The sequence below is a fragment of the Pseudomonas sp. AC172 genome (assembly GCF_979258595.1).
The window spans coordinates 1,482,651-1,499,947 of the sequence record NZ_OZ409868.1; the positions used below are offsets into that span (position 1 = coordinate 1,482,651).

Genomic DNA, 17,297 nt, shown 5'->3' on the forward strand with positions numbered 1-17,297 from the left:
TAGGAGTGATTACCATTTTCCCTCGATGAAAAGGATCCTCACGTCATGCCTGTTGTCAGTCGTCCTTGCGGTGAGCGGGTGTTAACACTCGCCGTGCGTACCGCCATGCTGAATTTCGTTTTGGTCGCAGGAAGCGCCAACGCTTGGGCCGCCAGCCCCGAGCAACCAGGCGTGACCGCCGACCCGATTTCGAACGCCGCGCCGGACGCGCTGACCCTCGACACCACCAACGTCAACGCCCGTTACAACAGCGCGACGGCGTTGCCGGAAACCCTCGCCGGTGGCCAGGTGGCGCGCGGTGCCCGGTTGGGCATGATGGGCAACAAGGATGTGATGGACACGCCGTTCAGCGTCACCAGCTACACCGCCAAAACCCTCGCTGATCTGCAAACCGTGACCGTCGCCGACGCCTTGGAGCGCGATCCTTCGGTGCGCTCGACCGGTCAGACCGGCGGTATCGTCGACTCGTTTTTCATCCGTGGCTTCCCGATTGGCGAAGGCAACCTTGGTGAGCTGGCATTCGACGGCGTCTACGGTGTCGCGCCGAATTATCGGGTGTTCACCGACTACGCCGAGCGCGTCGAAGTGCTCAAGGGGCCGGGCGCGCTGATGTACGGCATATCACCCAACAGCGGCGTCGGCGGTGTGATCAACATCGTGCCCAAGCGGCCGCTGGATGAAGACCTGACCCGATTCACCGGCACCTATGCCTCGGACTCGCAGGTCGGTGGGCATCTGGATCTGAGTCGGCGCTTCGGTTCGGAGAACCAGTTCGGCGTGCGTTTCAACGGCAATCTGCAGGGTGGCGATACCGCTGTCGATGATCAGCATCGCGATCTCGGTATCGGCGCGATCGCTCTGGATTATCGCGGCGAGCGTCTGCGCTTGAACCTCGATTACATCAGCCAGAAAGAAAGCTGGGAGGGCGCTTCGCGGCCCTTCACCATTGCGCCGGGCGTTGATGTGCCGTCTGCGCCGAACGGCCGCACCAACCACTCGCAGCACTGGGGCTGGTCGGACACCAAAGAGCAATCGGCCTTGCTCGGTGGCGAATATGACCTGACGGATAACGTCACCGTGTTCGCCCATGCCGGTGGCGGCAAGTCCGACGTCAAACGCCTGTCCGACCAAGTGCCGAGAATCCTGAATGATGCCGGCGACACCAGCAACATTCCCGGTTACTACAAATTCAACGTAGATCGCTCGACGGCCGACGTCGGTATGCGTGGTGTGTTTGCCACAGGCCCGATCACTCACACCACCACGGTGATGGCGACCCGGTATCAGGATGAGCTGTCACGCGGCATCAACAACGGCACGGCCATCCTGTCGAATATCTATCACCCGATCGACAGGCCGCAGCAGTACATCAATTCGCCAAAGGTGTTGCGCGTTTCCGAATCGGAGCTTTCCGGCGTGGCGTTGACCGACACGATGTCGATGCTCGATGACCGCTTCCAGTTGACCCTCGGCGTACGTCGTCAGGACATCGAATCGCGTAACTACAACGCGGCCGGTGCGGTCAGCTCGAAATACAAGGACAACGCCACGAGCCCGCTGGTTGGCGTGGTGGTCAAGCCTTGGGAAGACGTTTCGCTCTACTACAATTATGTCGAAGGCCTGAGCAAGGGCGACATTGCACCGGGCACGGCGTCCAACGCCGGCGAAACCTTTGCACCGTACGAGTCCAAACAGCACGAGATCGGCGTCAAGTATGAACACGGCACGTTCATGACAACCTTGGCCTTGTTCCAGATCGAGAAGCCGAGCGGCGAAGTCGGTGCCGACAACGTGTTCTCGGTGCAGGCCGAACAACGTAACCGTGGTGTTGAACTGAGCATGTTCGGTGAAGTGGCGCCGGGCACTCGCCTGATGGGCGGCGTCACTGTGCTTGACGGCGAACTGACCGATTCGGCGACGAAGGCCAACCGTGGCAACAAACCGGTCGGCGTGCCGGACGTGCAGGCCAATCTCTGGGCCGAGTGGGATACGCCATGGCTGGAGGGTTTCACCCTCACCGGTGGGGCGATCTACACCGACAGCCAGTACGTCAACCAGGCCAACACCCAGGAACTGGATGCCTGGACCCGCTTCGACGCCGGCGCGCGTTATGCGACAAAAATCGAAGGCCGGCCAACGACGTTCCGCGCCACCGTGCAGAACGTGTTCGATCGTGAGTACTGGTCGGGCGTGGCGTCCTACGGCGCGTTCTCTCCGGGTTACCCGCGGACCTTGCAGCTGTCGGCCACGGTCGATTTCTGACGGGGCGGGAAGGGCGGCGCTGTCGTCACCTTGTCTATAGTCACGATCACGTTGCCTGTTCGACACGTGGTCGGAGGCGGGAAGCAGCTGCAACCCGCCTGAACATTTCAGAAAGGGAGTATTCGCCATGTTTAACCACCCAGGCGTTGGCGCTTTAAACGCACCTTCAGCGTTTCGGACAGCGACCAACCCATTGGCCTTCGAATTCGATCGCAGCGCCAATGAGCATATTCGCGAATTGCTGCGCCACTTCGGGCTGCGCACCAGCCTGATCCGCTTCAAGGTGATCAATGCGCTGGCAGTCGCCAGCCGCGACGGCCACGGGATCGGGGTGAATGGCGTGCATACGTTTGTCGAATCGTCATCGCCCGAGCTGTCGTTTGTCAGCGTGCGTGAAGTGCTCAAGCGTCTGGGGGAAGAGGGGCTGATCGTGCTCGGGAGTGACAAGACCTACCGATTTTCCTCTGAAGCCATGGAATTGCTGCAGCAACACACCGATCATTTACAAAGTGCCCGTGTATTTCACGGCGGCGGCTGCCCGCGAGGGCACGTTCAGCGTGCGTAATAAAGAAGAGACATGAATGCGCACCGTGAACGGTGAGATATCCAGTTCGCGGGCGATTTCCTTGTTGGTCTTGCCTTGAGCGATCAAGCGCAACACATCCTGCTGACGAGGTGTGAGGGCGGCGCCGGTTTCCAGCGGCAGCAGGCCCGACGGCGCAAATTTCACCAGCACTTCACCTTGGCGAATCGCCAGAATCGCCTGGCCGATTTCATCCGGGGCGATGTTCTTGCCGATGAAACCGTCGATCCCGACGGCCATGACTTCGCTGATCAGCGACTGATCATCAACCATCGACACCACAATCAACGTGGTGCGCGGCAGGCGCCGGCGCAGGTCGGCGAGCTGGCTGACACAAGTGAGTCCGGGGAAACGCAGGTCGAGAATCAAGGTGTCTGGCTCATCACCCAAAGGCAGCAGCGCGAGTACGGCGTCGAGATCGCCGGCTTCGTCGAATACGGCTGCGGGCAGCAAACGCTGGACTGTGCGCAGCATCGCTTCGCGAAACAGCGGGTGATCGTCGGCTATGATAATTCGGCATGTCATGGCGTGACCCTCCCTGGGTCAGGCGTTGCTCAAGGCCTGCACATTAGCACCGGGCGCGCCTGTTGCCTGTAGGTTCCTTCTGATTTTGACGAATGCCGCACAAGGACGTTTACCATGAAGTTCGAGAAAAACACCGAACTCGACCAAGCCAATCTGCGCATTATCATCGCCAGTATCGCAGTGGTTTATATGCTCATACTGGGGTTTTTGCCGGGCCAGCGCTTCGATACCTATCTGCCGGTAATCACCTACATCAGCGTGTTTTTGCTGGCCTCGATTGCACTGCGCCAAGCCATTGCACGCTGGCCGGGGCATTACCCGGCGCGGCGGATTTTCGCCATGGTCCACGATTACACCGGCACCTGCTTCGGGCTGGTGGTCGGTGGCGAAGCGGCGTTGCCACTTTATGCGGTGATTATCTGGGTCAACCTTGGCAACGGCATGCGCTACGGCTCGCGCTATCTGGCGATTGCCACGGTGCTGGCCTTGCTGGCGTTGCTGGCTGTTTATCGTCTGACGCCGGTGTGGCAGGCACAGCCGTTTATGGTGTTGATGCTGATGATCACCAGCACGGTGATCCCGTTCTATGCGCACTTGTTGCTGGAACGTACGCGCAAGGCTTCCGAAGAAGCGGTCGCGGCGAATCTGGAAAAGTCGCGGTTTCTCGCCCAGGCCAGTCATGATCTGCGCCAGCCGATTCATTCCATCGGCCTGTTTACTGCGTGTCTGCGTGAGTCACGCTTGGGTGATGAGGAGCGGCGTCTGGTCGATAACATCGACCGATCGCTGCTCAACGTCTCGCAGTTGTTCCGCTCGATTCTCGATCTGTACACCCTCGATAACGGCCGGGTTCTGCCCAAACTGCAAACCGTTGATTTAGGTGAGTGGCTCGCGGAGCTGATTCGTCAGAACGCCGAAGCGGCGCGTTGGGCCGGCGTGGAGTTGCGTTTGCGCCCTTGTGAATATTGGGTGCAAACCGATCCGGCGTTGCTGGCGACCATGGTGCAGAACGTGCTTTCCAACTGTTTCAAATATGGCGCGCATCGGCCGGTGCTGATCGGCGTGCGCCGGCGCGCAGCGGGGCTGGCCATCGTGATCTGCGACCAGGGCAACGGCATTGCCGAAGAGCATCTGGGCAAGGTGTTCGAGGAGTTTTATCGAGTGCGGCAACTGCGCGACAAAGATGTCGAAGGCGTGGGATTGGGGTTGTCGATCGTCAAGCGGTTGGGTGAATTGATCGGAGTCGGCGTTGCCTTGCGCTCGCGGCTCGGGCGGGGAACGGCGGTGACTTTGTACGGCTTGCCGATCACCGCGCCGCCGCAAGTAACGGTCAATCGTGATGACGCACGTCAGGTCGGTTTGCTGACCGGGTTGAAGGTATGTCTGGTGGAGGATGATCGCAACGTATTGCTCGCGACGTCGGCGCTACTGGAGCGTTGGGGCTGCGTGGTTCAAGCGGAACTGAGCGGGCAGGATTTGATGACCGACTGCGACATAATCGTCGCCGACTATGACCTCGGCACCCACGCCACTGGCATCGAATGCATTGACGATGTGCGCCAGCGGAGAGGCTGGGCGGTTCCGGCGATGATCATCACCGGGCACGACGTCGAAAAAATCCAGGCGGCCCTGCAAGACCGTGACATTGCCATTCTGTCCAAACCGGTACGCCCGGCCGAACTGCGCGCAACCCTACGAGCGCTGCGCGACTGTGAAACCCAAACCCTGTAGTAGCTGCGGCACACGGCGATCTTTTGATCTTCATTTTCAGGATCAAAATCAAAAGATCGCAGCCTCGTTGCACTCGACAGCTCCTACAGGGTCAAGCGTCTAGCGCTTGCACAGGTAATCCTGGGTGATGGTGGTTTGCAGACAGTTGTATTGGCCCATGGTGCGACAGTTGTTTTTCTCGGAGCCGGTGACCTCGGCGTTTTTGTAGCCCCAGGTCTTGCAGCGTTGCGCGGCGACGGTCAGGCCTTGTTCGGCGCTGGTCTGGCCGCTTTCGAACTGGCCCAGGTCATAGGAGACCTGAACGATGCCATCGTTTTTGCTGCCGCCAGTGGCTTCCCATTGTTTGGGGGTGGCGCAGCCGGTCAGGAACAGGGCGCTGAGAGTGAGTGTTGCGATCAGGGATTTCATGGTGTTTCTTCCTTGGTGTTGTTCTGATTTCCAGGCACAACGATCCCGCGCATTGCGAACAGGCAACGTTGGGGAACATCGGGGGTTGCGGGGGAATATAACGTCAGGTGAGAGGGCGGTCGATTAGCACAAATGTGCTAGTGCGGTGCTCAACGGGCGGCTCGCTGGAGCCGCCCGTTGGGCCAAGGGAGGATTACTGAGGGCTGTTGAACTGGTCGGAATAACTGCCTGTCATCAGTGCCGAGGCAACACGATCAGAGCCGACACCAACACGAGAATAGGCAACCCGGTTGACGCCCGTACGGTCGGCGCCATCTGCAGCCAATGCACCCGCGCCAACATGATCGGAGCCGTCAGAAGCGACCGCGCCAGCACCGACATGATCGGCGCCGTCAGAAGCGACCGCGCCAGCACCGACATGATCGGCGCCGTCAGAAGCGACCGCGCCCGCGCCAACATGATCGGCGCCGTCAGAAGCGACCGCGCCTGCACCGACATGATCGGCGCCGTCAGAAGCGACCGCGCCTGCACCGACATGATCGGCGCCGTCAGAAGCGACCGCGCCTGCACCGACATGATCGGCGCCGTCAGAAGCGACCGCGCCAGCACCGACATGATCGGCGCCGTCAGAAGCGACCGCGCCAGCACCGACATGATCGGCGCCGTCAGAAGCGACCGCGCCTGCACCGACATGATCGGCGCCGTCAGAAGCGACCGCGCCTGCACCGACATGATCGGCGCCGTCAGAAGCGACCGCGCCTGCACCAACGTGATCGGCGCCATCCGAAGCCACTGCCCCGGCACCCACATGATCCGATCCATCGGACGCCAAAGCCTGCGGCTGCGCCGCCCAGACATTGGGCACTACCACGGTCGCCACGACCGTCAGAAGCACGCCTGACAACAGCTTGTGTTTCATAGTTTTCTCCATGACCCGGCAGCCACAAAGTGATAAGGCATCGTCCGCCGCATTTTCGCTGGCGCTATGACTCATTGGCCTGGGTCAGTCTGGTGGGCGAAAGGCACGGGCACGCCGTCGGGCGCGCGCGGGTGTCGACAGAATCATGATCGAACTGATTGAGTATAGATCGCGATAGCGAGGCGGTACGACGGGGGGATCGACGGCCTTTAGGCGCTTATCTTCCTGCCCGTTTTGAGCAAAGCTCAAATCAGTCTAAAAACTCTGATTCAATTCCACGAGCCTTTGCTAGGCTCAAAGAGGTAGGCGAAGACGCAGACTGATGCGCAATCGGATAGCAAGGGGGCGTGGGGCGCGCTCCGAAAGGTACACGGTTAGAAAGATCTCCGCGCTGAGATCCAGCCCTTATGCCGTGTGAAGCAGCCGAGGCCGTACCTTTTCAATTTGGCCCGGTACTGTGGGAAGCCCGATAAACCTTGTAAGCCAGAGACCAGCACTGGCCGCCTGCTCGAACACCAAAGCCCGCTTCGTGCGGGCTTTGTCGTTCTTGCCAGGTCAGATCGATTGCAGCGCTTGCGCCAGATCGGCGCGCAGGTCTTCGATGTCCTCGACGCCCACCGACAGACGCACCAGCCCATCGCCGATCCCCAGTGTGGCGCGGGTGTCAGCCGGAATGGTCGCATGGGTCATGATCGCCGGATGCTCGATCAGGCTTTCCACGCCACCCAGACTTTCCGCCAGGGCGAAGATCTTCACGTTTTCCAGGAAGCGTCGCGCACCCGCCAGATCACTGTTCAGATCGACGGAAATCATCCCGCCGAAACCGCGCATCTGGCGCTTGGCCAACTCATGCTGCGGGTGCGACTCAAGGCCCGGATAGTAGACGCGTTTGACCTGCGGCTGCTGTTCCAGCCACTGCGCCAGATCCAGTGCGTTGCTGCAATGACGTTCCATGCGCAGCGCCAGAGTCTTCACCCCGCGCAGAGTCAGGAACGCATCGAACGGCCCGGCAATCGCACCGACGGCGTTCTGCAAGAAGCCCAGTTTCTCGGCGAGTTCTTCGTTCTGGCCGACCACGGCGATACCGCCGATCACGTCGGAGTGACCGTTCAGGTATTTGGTGGTCGAGTGCAGCACGATGTCGAAACCCAACTCCAGCGGACGCTGGATGTACGGGCTGGCGAAGGTGTTGTCGGCCACGCAAATGATCCCGCGAGCGCGGCAGATACGGGCGATAGCGGCCAGATCCGAGAGGCTCAGCAGCGGGTTGGTCGGGGTCTCGACCATGACCATGCGCGTGTCGTCCTGCAACGACGCTTCGAAGGCCGATAGATCGGTCAGATCAACGAAGCTGAAACGGTGCCCGGCGCTGCGCTGACGGACCTTGTCGAACAGGCGGAAGGTGCCGCCGTACAAGTCATTGCCGGAGACGATGTGCGAGCCGGCATCGAGCAGTTCCAGCACCGTGGAGATCGCCGCCAGCCCGGAAGCGAAGGCGAACGCGCGCGTACCTCCTTCAAGGTCCGCCACGCAACGCTCCAGGGCAAAACGCGTCGGGTTGTGCGAGCGCCCGTAGTCGAAACCCTTGTGCACGCCGGGGCTGTCTTGCAGGTAGGTGGAGTTGGCGTAGATCGGCGGCATCAGCGCGCCGGTGGTCGGGTCCGGCGTTTGCCCGGCGTGGATCACCCGGGTCGCGAAGCCTTGGGATTTGTCGTCGTGCTGACTCATGCGAGGGATCTCCGTAATTGGTTGAGCATGTCGGTGCGGGTGATCAGGCCATGGAAGCCCGATGCATCGGCAATGATGGCGACGAGGCCACGGCTGAGTACCGACTCGAGCTCGGACAGGCTGGCGCCGGGTGCAAGGGTTTGCAGTTTGTCGGTCATCACGCTGGAGACCGATTGGCTGAAGCGGGCTGCGTCTTCGTGCACCGGCAGGAGGATGTCCGATTCGTCGATTACACCGACCAGTTGCTTGCCTTCCACCAGCACCGGCAACTGCGAGACATCGGCCAGGCGCATGCGCTGGAACGCGGTCAGCAGGGTGTCGTCAGGGCCGACGCTGATCACGCGGCCATCTTCGAAGCGGCGGGCGATCAGGTCGCGCAGATCACCGTAACCCTTTCGCTGCAACAGGCCTTGATCGGTCATCCACTGGTCGTTGTAGACCTTCGACAGATAGCGCGTGCCGGTGTCGCAGACGAAGCTCACTACGCGTTTCGGCTCGGTCTGTTCGCGGCAATAACGCAGCGCGGCGGCGAGCAGGGTGCCGGTCGACGAGCCGCCGAGAATGCCTTCGGCCTTGAGCAACTGACGGGCGTGATCAAAGCTTTCTTCGTCACTGATCGAGTAGGCGTGGCGCACGCTGGAGAGGTCGGTGATCGACGGAATGAAGTCTTCACCAATGCCTTCCACCGCCCATGAACCGGGCGTCGGCATCGTGCCGTCGCGGCTGTATTGCGCCATCACCGAACCGACCGGGTCGGCCAGGACCATTTCCAGATCCGGCTGCACGCGTTTGAAGAAGCGGCTCAGGCCGGTCAGCGTGCCGGCCGAACCGACACCGACGACGATCGCGTCCAGATCATGTTCGGTCTGCGCCCAGATTTCCGGCGCGGTGCTGCATTCGTGGGCCAGCGGGTTGGCCGGGTTGTTGAACTGGTCGGCGAAGAATGCGCCGGGAATGTCTTTCGCCAGACGGGCGGCGACGTCCTGGTAATACTCGGGATGGCCCTTGCCGACATCGGAACGAGTGATGTGCACCTCGGCGCCCATGGCCTTCAAGTGCAGGACTTTCTCGGTGGACATTTTGTCTGGCACCACCAGCACCACGCGATAACCTTTGGCGCGGCCAACCAGTGCCAGGCCCAGACCGGTGTTACCGGCAGTGGCTTCTACGATGGTGCCACCGGGTTGCAGGCGACCATCACGCTCGGCGGCGTCGATCATCGCCAGGCCGATGCGGTCCTTGATCGAACCACCGGGGTTCTGCGATTCGAGTTTGAGAAACAGCGTGCAAGGCCCGGTGTCGAAGCGGGTGACCTGCACAAGTGGAGTATTGCCGATCAGCCCAAGTACGGCAGGGCGTGATTCCTTAGACATTTCTTCACCTCTTGGTGGTGTTGATCGCGTTCCAATCGCGGGGAAAAGACTCGCGTGCAACATAGGCTCAGACATCAGCTGTCGCAACCTTTAACCGGTCGCCAATTCAGCCATTTCGATCTAACGATAGATCGAAAGCAAAGACCTGCCGGGACGGGTTTGAGTGCGTTTACACAGAGGCGTCATCGAGTTTTCAAAGGGCGTCGTCACGCTCACCAATCGCTTGATCTGTGAAGAAATTTCCTGCTGCGAAAACGGTTGGGTGTTTTTGCCAATGCACAAAGTCAGAGGTGTTTTCAGCGATGATTTGATCATGAGGAAAGTTCGTGTTGATCAAGATTAAAATGAGTTTGTCTCACTAGAGGCCGATGCCGACAATGGCCGCCATCAACAAGACATTGGAGTTGTTTGTTATGGCACTCGCCCATTCCCTTGGATTTCCGCGCATCGGTCGCGACCGCGAACTGAAGAAAGCGCAAGAGGCGTTCTGGAAAGGAGAACTGCACGAGGCAGGCCTGCGTGCCGTCGGTCGTGAGCTGCGCAAGGCCCACTGGGACTTGCAGAAAAACGCTGGCATCGAGCTGCTACCGGTCGGCGATTTCGCCTGGTATGACCAGGTCCTGACGCATTCGCTGATGTTCGGCGTCATCCCCGAGCGCTTCCGCCCGCACGATGGCAAAGCCAATCTGCAAACCCTGTTCGCCATGGCCCGTGGCGTCAGCGACAGTTGCTGCGGCGGGGCGCACGCCCAGGAAATGACCAAGTGGTTCGACACCAACTATCACTATCTGGTCCCGGAATTCAGCGCGGATCAGCAGTTCCAGTTGGGCTGGGAGCAGTTGTTCGAAGAAGTCGAAGAAGCCCGTGCGCTGGGCCACAACGTCAAACCGGTGATCATCGGCCCACTGACGTATCTGTGGCTGGGCAAGGCCAAGGGCGCCGAATTCGACAAGCTCGAATTGCTTGATCGCCTGCTGCCGCTGTACGGCCAGATCTTCTCGCGCCTCGCCGCCCAAGGCGTGGAATGGGTGCAGATCGACGAGCCGATTCTGGTGCTGGATCTGCCGCAGGAATGGAAGAACGCGTTCGAGCGGGCCTACAACCAGATCCAGCGTGATCCGCTGAAAAAAATGCTGGCCACGTACTTCGGTGGTCTGGAAGAAAACCTCGGTCTGGCGGCGAACCTGCCGGTCGACGGTCTGCACATCGATCTGGTGCGCGCACCGGAGCAGTACCCGACCATTCTCGATCGTCTGCCGGCTTATAAAGTGTTGTCCCTGGGCGTGGTCAACGGCCGTAACGTCTGGCGCTGCGATCTGGAAAGTGCCTTGGCGACGTTGCAGCATGCCCATGAGCGTCTGGGTGATCGCCTGTGGGTCGCGCCGTCCTGCTCGCTGCTGCACAGCCCGGTGGATCTGGGCCGTGAAGACAAGCTCGATGCCGAGTTGAAAAGCTGGCTGGCCTTCGCTGTGCAGAAGTGCGAAGAAGTGGCTGTTCTGGCTCAAGCGGTCAATGAGCCGGAAGCACCGAAAGTGCTGCGTGCATTGACTGAAAGCCGCTCGGTGCAGGCTGCCCGCGCGGCGTCGCCGCGCATTCACAAACCTGCGGTTCAGGCGCGGGTTGCAGCGATCACGGCCAAGGACAGCCAGCGTCAGTCGCTATTCGCCCAGCGCATCGCCAAGCAGCGCGCCGGACTCGATCTGCCGCTGTTCCCGACCACGACCATCGGTTCGTTCCCGCAAACCGCCTCGATCCGCCTCGCTCGCCAGTCGTTCAAACAAGGCAAGCTGACCGAAGCCGAATACACCGAAGCCATGCACAGCGAAATCCGCCACGCGGTGGAAATTCAGGAGCGTCTGGGCCTCGATGTGCTGGTGCACGGTGAAGCCGAGCGCAACGACATGGTCGAATATTTCGCCGAACAACTGGACGGCTATGTGTTCACCCGTTTCGGCTGGGTACAAAGTTACGGTTCGCGTTGCGTGAAACCGGCAGTGATCTTCGGCGACCTCAGCCGCCCGAAAGCCATGACCGTCGAGTGGATCCGCTACGCTCAAGGCCTCACCGACAAAGTCATGAAAGGCATGCTGACCGGCCCCGTGACCATGCTGATGTGGTCGTTCCCGCGCGAAGACGTCAGCCGTGAACTGCAGGCCCGGCAACTGGCGCTGGCGATTCGTGACGAAGTGGTGGATCTGGAAGCCGCCGGCATCAAGATCGTGCAGATCGACGAGGCGGCGTTCCGTGAAGGTCTGCCGTTGCGTCAGGCGCAGTGGCAGCATTATCTGGACTGGGCGACGGAAGTGTTCCGTCTGTGCGCCTCGGGCGTGCGCGACGAAACGCAGATCCACACGCACATGTGCTACAGCGAGTTCAACGATGTGATCGAATCCATCGCGGCGATGGATGCCGACGTCATCACCATCGAAACCTCACGTTCGGACATGGAATTGCTGGACGCCTTCGAAGCCTTCGCTTATCCGAATGACATCGGCCCGGGCGTCTACGACATCCACTCGCCACGCATACCGGATGCTTCGGAAATGGCTAATCTGCTGCGCAAGGCGGCCAAGCGGATTCCGGCCGAGCGCCTATGGGTCAATCCGGATTGCGGCCTGAAAACCCGTGGCTGGCCGGAGACGGAAGCGGCGCTGGTGCACATGGTCACCGCCGCCCGGCAGCTGCGCAAAGAGCTTGCCTGACACTCTGGCTGCATGAAACACAACACCTGTGGGAGCGAGCTTGCTCGCGAAAGCGTCCTGTCAGTCAACATCAATGCTGGATGATCCGCCGCCTTCGCGAGCAAGCTCGCTCCCACAGGGTGTTGTGTAAGTCAGGCGATTTTGGATGGCCTCACGGGGCCCGCAATTGTTAATGTGTCCAGCCGCAGTCCAGGTGTTCGCCGTTACATGAGTCATCAACCCGTTATCCAGACCGTGTCCGACGCAGACATTCCTGAAGTTCTGAAATTTGTTTTAAACGCCCGTGCCGAGCTTTTCCCCAAGCTCAGCGCGACGGGCATGCCCGACGATCTGGCGCGGTTCACCGAGGTTTATCTGCGTGGGGCAGGGCGCTTTCTGATCGCTCGCCACGAAGGGCAGATTGTTGCGTCCATCGGCTATCTCCCTTACGACCGACGCTTCCTGCACTTGCCCTATCCGGACCTTGAAATGGTGGAAATCGTCCGTCTGTTTGTCCTGCCATCGCAGCGCCGATCAGGGCTGGCCGGTGCGTTGTACCGATCACTCAAAGACTTGGCACTCGCCGACGGAATCGAGGTGATCTACCTGCACACCCATCCGTTTTTACCGGGCGCCATCGAGTTCTGGCAGCGGCAGGGTTTCGAGATTATTGACGTCGACGCTGACCCGATATGGCAGACCACTCACATGCACAGCGTCATGAGTGGAATCGAAGAATCTGCGCCCCATCAAACGGGTCCGTCAGATAGTGCGCCCTGACCCCGAACGTCTCCTGTAACCGCTGCGGTGTCAGCACCTCCAGCGGCTTGCCCAACGCCACCAGCCGCCCGCGCTCCAGCACCGCCAGACGATCACACTTCAACGCCTGATTGAGATCATGCAGCGCAATCAACGTGGTCACCGGCAACGCCTGCACCACGTTGAGAATGGTCAACTGATGCTGAATGTCGAGGTGGTTGGCCGGCTCATCGAGCAACAGAATCTGCGGTCGCTGCGCCAATGCCCGAGCGATATGCACTCGCTGCCGCTCACCGCCTGACAGGCTGCGCCACAGGCGGGTGCGCAGGTGCATAGCGTCAACGTCGGTCAGCGCCTGCTGAACAATCGCGTCGTCCGCCGCCGACCACGGCTGCAGCGCCGACAGCCAGGGCGTGCGCCCCAACGCAACGGCGTCGAACACGCGAATGCCGTCGTCGGTGTCGGCCTGTTGTTCGACCACCGCAAGCTTTTGCGCAATGCTGCGCCGGGCCATTTTGCCCAAGCGCTGGCCTTCGAGCAGGACCTCGCCAGCGCTCGGTTCGCGCAACCCGGCCAGCAACTTCAACAGGGTGGATTTGCCCGAGCCATTCGGCCCGACGATGCCGAGGGTTTCGCCACGCTGAACCTCAAGGGTGACACCGTTGAGCAACTCGGCGCCGCGCACTCTGAAGCTCAGACCAGAACAACTCAAAACACTGCTCATCGTGCGGACCTGCGGCCAACCAGAATCAAGGCGAACACTGGCGCACCGACCAGTGCGGTAATCACCCCGACCGGAATCACCTGGCCCTTGATCAGCGTGCGCGACAATACGTCAGCGGCAATCAGAAACACCGCGCCGCCCAAGGCACTGGCCGGCAGCAGACGTGCATGCCCGGTGCCGAGCAACAGCCGCGCGGCGTGGGGAATCACCAACCCGACAAAACCGATCGAACCGACAATCGACACCATCACCGCCGTCACCAGCGCCGCACAACCAATCAGCAGAATTTGCACGCGTCGCACTGGAATGCCGAGAGATGCCGCCGAATCCGCGCCAAAGGTAAACGCATCCAGCGCCCGCCGATGCCACAAGCACACGACCAACCCCAACAACGCGACCGGCACCGCCAGCCACACCGATGGCCAGCGCACGCCACCGAGATTGCCCAGCAGCCAGAACATGATCCCGCGTGCCTGCTCGGAGCTGGCCGAGCGGGTGATCAGAAACGCCGTCAGCGCGTTGAACAACTGCGAGCCGGCGATCCCCGCGAGAATGATTTGCCCGGTGCCGCTCGCCGAGCCGCTGACCCGCGCCAACAGAATCACCAGCACAAATGCGGTCACTGCCCCGGCAAAGGCTCCGACTGATAACGAGATCATTCCGGCGCCAACCCCGAGCAGCGCCACCATCACCGCTCCGGTCGAGGCGCCGGCAGAAATCCCCAGCAGATACGGATCGGCCAACGGATTTCGCAGCAGCGACTGCAAGATCACCCCGCACGTCGCCAGACCGGCGCCGCATGCGGCCGCGACCAGTGCGCGGGTCAAGCGGTAGTTCCAGACGATGCCTTCATCGATAGGGTCCAGCGCGTACCCGGCGCCCCACAATTTGTTCGCCAGCACTTGCACGACAACGCCCGGTTCAATCGAGGTTTCACCAATGGCCACGCCCGCGACCACGGCAATCAACAGGGTCGCCAAGGCCAGTAACGTGCGGATCAGGCTGGCATTCATTTCGACAGGTCATAGCCGTTGATGGCCGTGGCCAGTTGCTCGATGCCATCGAACATGCGCAGGCTCGCCTGCATGGCCATGGCGTCGAGAATGATGATGCGGTTGTGTTTCACCGCGTCCATGTTGCGCGTCACCGGGTCGCTGTGCAGAAAGGCGAGTTTCTTTTCATAGTCGTCAGCGGGGAAGCGTCGGCGATCCATGCGCGCGATGACGAGGAAGGTCGGGTTGGCCTTGGCGATGGTTTCCCAGCCGACCGTTGGCCACTCCTCATCGGATTCCACCACGTTGCGCACGCCGAGGGTGCTGAGCATGAAATCGGGAATGCCTTTGTGTCCGGCCACGAAGGGCTCGATGTCCATTTGTGCGCTGGAAAACCAGACCAGCGCGCTGGCATCCTTCAGTTGTTTGCCCTGGGCGGTGGCAATCGATTTGGCGAGACTGGCCTTGAGTTCGTCGTTGAGCTGCTGGCCACGCGCCTGCACATCGAAGATCTGCGCCAGTTGGCTCACGCTTTTGTAAATCGTGTCGATGCGAAACGGCGCCAGCCGCGTGCCGTCGGCGCCGACGAGGTTGTCCTTGGCTTCGCAATCGGAGGGCAGCAGATAGGTCGGAATCTTCAGCTCATGAAACTGCTCGCGGGTGCCGACCGCACCTTGCGGGCCGACCATCCATTCCAGCTCCACGGCGACCAGTTCCGGGCGCTTGCTGATCACCGATTCGAAACTCGGTTCGTTGTCGGCCAGGCGCTGGATCTTGTCGTTCTGCGCCATGTATTTGTCCAGCACATTGTTGAACCACAACGAGGTGCCGACGACTTTGTCGCTCAGGCCCATGGCGTAGAGCATTTCCGTGCCGGCCTGGCCGATGGTCACGGTGCGCGTCGGGGCGTGCTGGAAGGTCAGGGTACTGCCGCAGTTTTCCACCGTCAGCGGATAGACAGTCGGTGCCGCCTGCGCCATGGCGCCAAGGGTCAGGCCGGTGATGAGGGTGGCGATGCGGGGCAGCAGCATGGGGCAGTCTCCAGGGGAACCGTACGGGGAGCGGGAGAGTACGGTCTGGAAACACACCATCGAACGCGGTCAGGAAAACAGCGCAAGGCCGGGCATCAAGCGTTGACGCGCACGGCACGATGTCCTTCCCGGACACCCCGCCGGTTAGTAGTCACTGTGCCGGCAGGTCTCCTGACTGATGCGTCATCGCCTCGCTCCGGCCTTCCCGGGATTCACCCAGTGGCAGTTGTGGAGCAGGCTCGGCACCTACAGTTGCGGGGGCAGTTCCGATCAGTACTGAGCAAGCACCTCGGATTCCCTATTAGTCCCGTTCGGGAACCAGCGACGGCATGGTAGTCGATCGAGTCGCTGAAGGGGAGACGAATCTGTCGCGGCAAGGATTAGTGCTGGCTCATCAAACCGTGCAACACGCCTAAACGCAGGCCCGGTTCCGACGGCAGCATTTGCGCAATGCCGAACACTTTGAATGCCGCGAGCATCAACACCAGACCGCCGGGCAGAATGCTCTGGCGGTGTGGTTGCAGGCCGGCCAGTTTCAGTTGCTGGACGTTGTTCACCTTCAGCACAAGCAACGACAGGCGTAGTAGCCCGCCGTAGGTGATGCCGTCCTGATCGTAGTCGTTGAGGCGATTGGCCTTGAGCACTTTGGCCAACATGCGCGCGGTGCCGGAAGAGCCAATGGTTTGCTGCCAGCCCTGAGCACGATAGCGCCGGGCAACCTTTTCAAACTGCAGGATGGCGAAGCGCTCGGCCTCCTGTAGCGCTCCGGCAGACACGTCACCGCCGCGAAAGAAGCGCGTGCTCAAGGTGCCGCTGCCGATGGCGATGCTTTCGGTGAGCAACGGTTGCGAGCCTTGGCCGAGGATCAGCTCGGTTGAGCCGCCGCCGATGTCGACCACCAGGCGCAGATCTTCAGCGCTCGGCAAAGCGTGGGTCACGCCGGCATAGACCAGCCGCGCCTCTTCATGGCCGCAAATGACGTCGATGGGAAAACCCAGATGCCGCTCGGCACTGGCCAGAAACAGTTGCGCATTGTCGGCCTCGCGCACCGCACTGGTCGCCACCGCACGGACTCGACCGGCTTCGAAACCGCGCAACTTTTTACCGAACCGGGCCAATGCCTGCCAGCCGCGATCCAGCGCCAAGGCATCCAGCGCGCCACCGTCAAATCCTTCGGCGAGGCGCACCGGCTCACGCAGGGTTTTCACTTCCTGAATCTGCAAGCCCTTTCGGCTGCGCACAGATTGGCCGATCATCAGGCGAAAGGCATTCGAACCCAGGTCGATCGCGGCAAACAGCGAGGCGTCGTCTTTCATGGGAATCCTTGCAAAGCACCCGTCGGGAGGCGCGAGACGGTTTGCGAGGATTCTGCCGTGATCTTGATGACATCCTGATGACGGGGCAGGGGCGGTTCAATGAATTTGCGGCTGTCATGACACTGTCATTATCCGGCGTCTATGCTGACCTCAATACATCGCGTGTTCTTAAAGTTTCTGCTGCCATTCGTGGCAGCTTTTTTTTGCCTGCGATTTGAGCGAGGCCACTGATCGTTCCCACGCAGAGCGTGGGAACGATCAGGTT

Annotated in this window: 14 protein-coding genes and 1 riboswitch; of the genes, 5 read left to right on the forward strand and 9 right to left on the reverse strand. The window is 60.9% G+C overall.

All coding sequences use genetic code 11. From position 1 onward, the window contains the following. The first annotated feature begins 45 nt into the window (after positions 1-45). Positions 46-2,262, forward strand: a complete 2,217-nt coding sequence (locus tag ACZ0A4_RS06815) for a TonB-dependent receptor (RefSeq protein WP_463573720.1) — start codon at positions 46-48, stop codon at positions 2,260-2,262. Between the two features lie 127 nt (positions 2,263-2,389). Next, positions 2,390-2,827, forward strand: coding sequence for a fe2+ zn2+ uptake regulation protein (locus ACZ0A4_RS06820; protein ID WP_463573721.1), 438 nt, complete (start codon positions 2,390-2,392; stop codon positions 2,825-2,827). Here the strand turns inward: ACZ0A4_RS06820 and ACZ0A4_RS06825 are convergent. Then, entirely contained in the window at positions 2,765-3,370 is a 606-nt protein-coding gene (locus ACZ0A4_RS06825) for a LuxR C-terminal-related transcriptional regulator (RefSeq protein ID WP_463573723.1), read from the reverse strand. The genes ACZ0A4_RS06820 and ACZ0A4_RS06825 overlap by 63 nt on opposite strands. A 114-nt stretch (positions 3,371-3,484) precedes the next feature. On the opposite strand from ACZ0A4_RS06825, the gene ACZ0A4_RS06830 reads away from it, so the two are divergent. Then, entirely contained in the window at positions 3,485-5,101 is a 1,617-nt protein-coding gene (locus ACZ0A4_RS06830) for an ATP-binding response regulator (protein ID WP_463557790.1), read from the forward strand. A 99-nt stretch (positions 5,102-5,200) separates the two neighbouring features. Here ACZ0A4_RS06830 and yecR read toward each other — a convergent pair whose 3' ends face one another. From yecR to ACZ0A4_RS06850, 4 genes are all read right to left on the reverse strand, one after another. Beyond that, positions 5,201-5,509, reverse strand: a complete 309-nt coding sequence (gene yecR, locus ACZ0A4_RS06835; protein WP_242206137.1) for a YecR family lipoprotein — start codon at positions 5,507-5,509, stop codon at positions 5,201-5,203. A gap of 193 nt (positions 5,510-5,702) precedes the next feature. After that, the gene (locus ACZ0A4_RS06840; RefSeq protein ID WP_463573724.1) at positions 5,703-6,428 is read right to left on the reverse strand and encodes a hypothetical protein; all 726 of its coding nucleotides are present in this window, start codon (positions 6,426-6,428) and stop codon (positions 5,703-5,705) included. Positions 6,429-6,983: 555 nt separating this feature from the next. Further along, positions 6,984-8,156, reverse strand: coding sequence for a cystathionine gamma-synthase (locus ACZ0A4_RS06845; RefSeq protein ID WP_463573725.1), 1,173 nt, complete (start codon positions 8,154-8,156; stop codon positions 6,984-6,986). Then, on the reverse strand, positions 8,153-9,529 hold the full coding sequence (locus ACZ0A4_RS06850; RefSeq protein ID WP_008085127.1) for a pyridoxal-phosphate dependent enzyme: 1,377 nt from the start codon (positions 9,527-9,529) through the stop codon (positions 8,153-8,155). The genes ACZ0A4_RS06845 and ACZ0A4_RS06850 overlap by 4 nt, the downstream gene beginning before the upstream one ends. A 413-nt stretch (positions 9,530-9,942) precedes the next feature. Between ACZ0A4_RS06850 and metE the strand changes: the two genes are divergently transcribed. Further along, the gene (gene metE, locus ACZ0A4_RS06855; protein WP_463573726.1) at positions 9,943-12,231 is read left to right on the forward strand and encodes a 5-methyltetrahydropteroyltriglutamate--homocysteine S-methyltransferase; all 2,289 of its coding nucleotides are present in this window, start codon (positions 9,943-9,945) and stop codon (positions 12,229-12,231) included. A 207-nt stretch (positions 12,232-12,438) separates the two neighbouring features. Further along, entirely contained in the window at positions 12,439-12,990 is a 552-nt protein-coding gene (locus ACZ0A4_RS06860; RefSeq protein WP_463573727.1) for a GNAT family N-acetyltransferase, read from the forward strand. Here ACZ0A4_RS06860 and ACZ0A4_RS06865 read toward each other — a convergent pair. From ACZ0A4_RS06865 to ACZ0A4_RS06880, 4 genes are all read right to left on the reverse strand, one after another. Further along, a complete protein-coding gene (locus tag ACZ0A4_RS06865) occupies positions 12,929-13,693 on the reverse strand; it encodes an ABC transporter ATP-binding protein (protein WP_463573729.1) in 765 nt (254 codons plus the stop codon). The genes ACZ0A4_RS06860 and ACZ0A4_RS06865 overlap by 62 nt on opposite strands. After that, positions 13,690-14,706 (reverse strand): FecCD family ABC transporter permease, encoded by a 1,017-nt coding sequence (locus ACZ0A4_RS06870; protein ID WP_463573730.1) that lies wholly within the window; start codon positions 14,704-14,706, stop codon positions 13,690-13,692. The genes ACZ0A4_RS06865 and ACZ0A4_RS06870 overlap by 4 nt, the downstream gene beginning before the upstream one ends. Further along, positions 14,703-15,716: an ABC transporter substrate-binding protein gene (locus tag ACZ0A4_RS06875; protein WP_463573731.1), complete on the reverse strand. Its 1,014-nt coding sequence runs from the start codon at positions 15,714-15,716 to the stop codon at positions 14,703-14,705. Before ACZ0A4_RS06875 ends, ACZ0A4_RS06870 begins: the two co-directional genes overlap by 4 nt. A 144-nt stretch (positions 15,717-15,860) precedes the next feature. Beyond that, a riboswitch (cobalamin riboswitch) is annotated at positions 15,861-16,054 on the reverse strand. Between the two features lie 42 nt (positions 16,055-16,096). Next, positions 16,097-17,032, reverse strand: coding sequence for a Ppx/GppA phosphatase family protein (locus ACZ0A4_RS06880; RefSeq protein WP_463573732.1), 936 nt, complete (start codon positions 17,030-17,032; stop codon positions 16,097-16,099). Positions 17,033-17,297 lie beyond the last annotated feature (265 nt).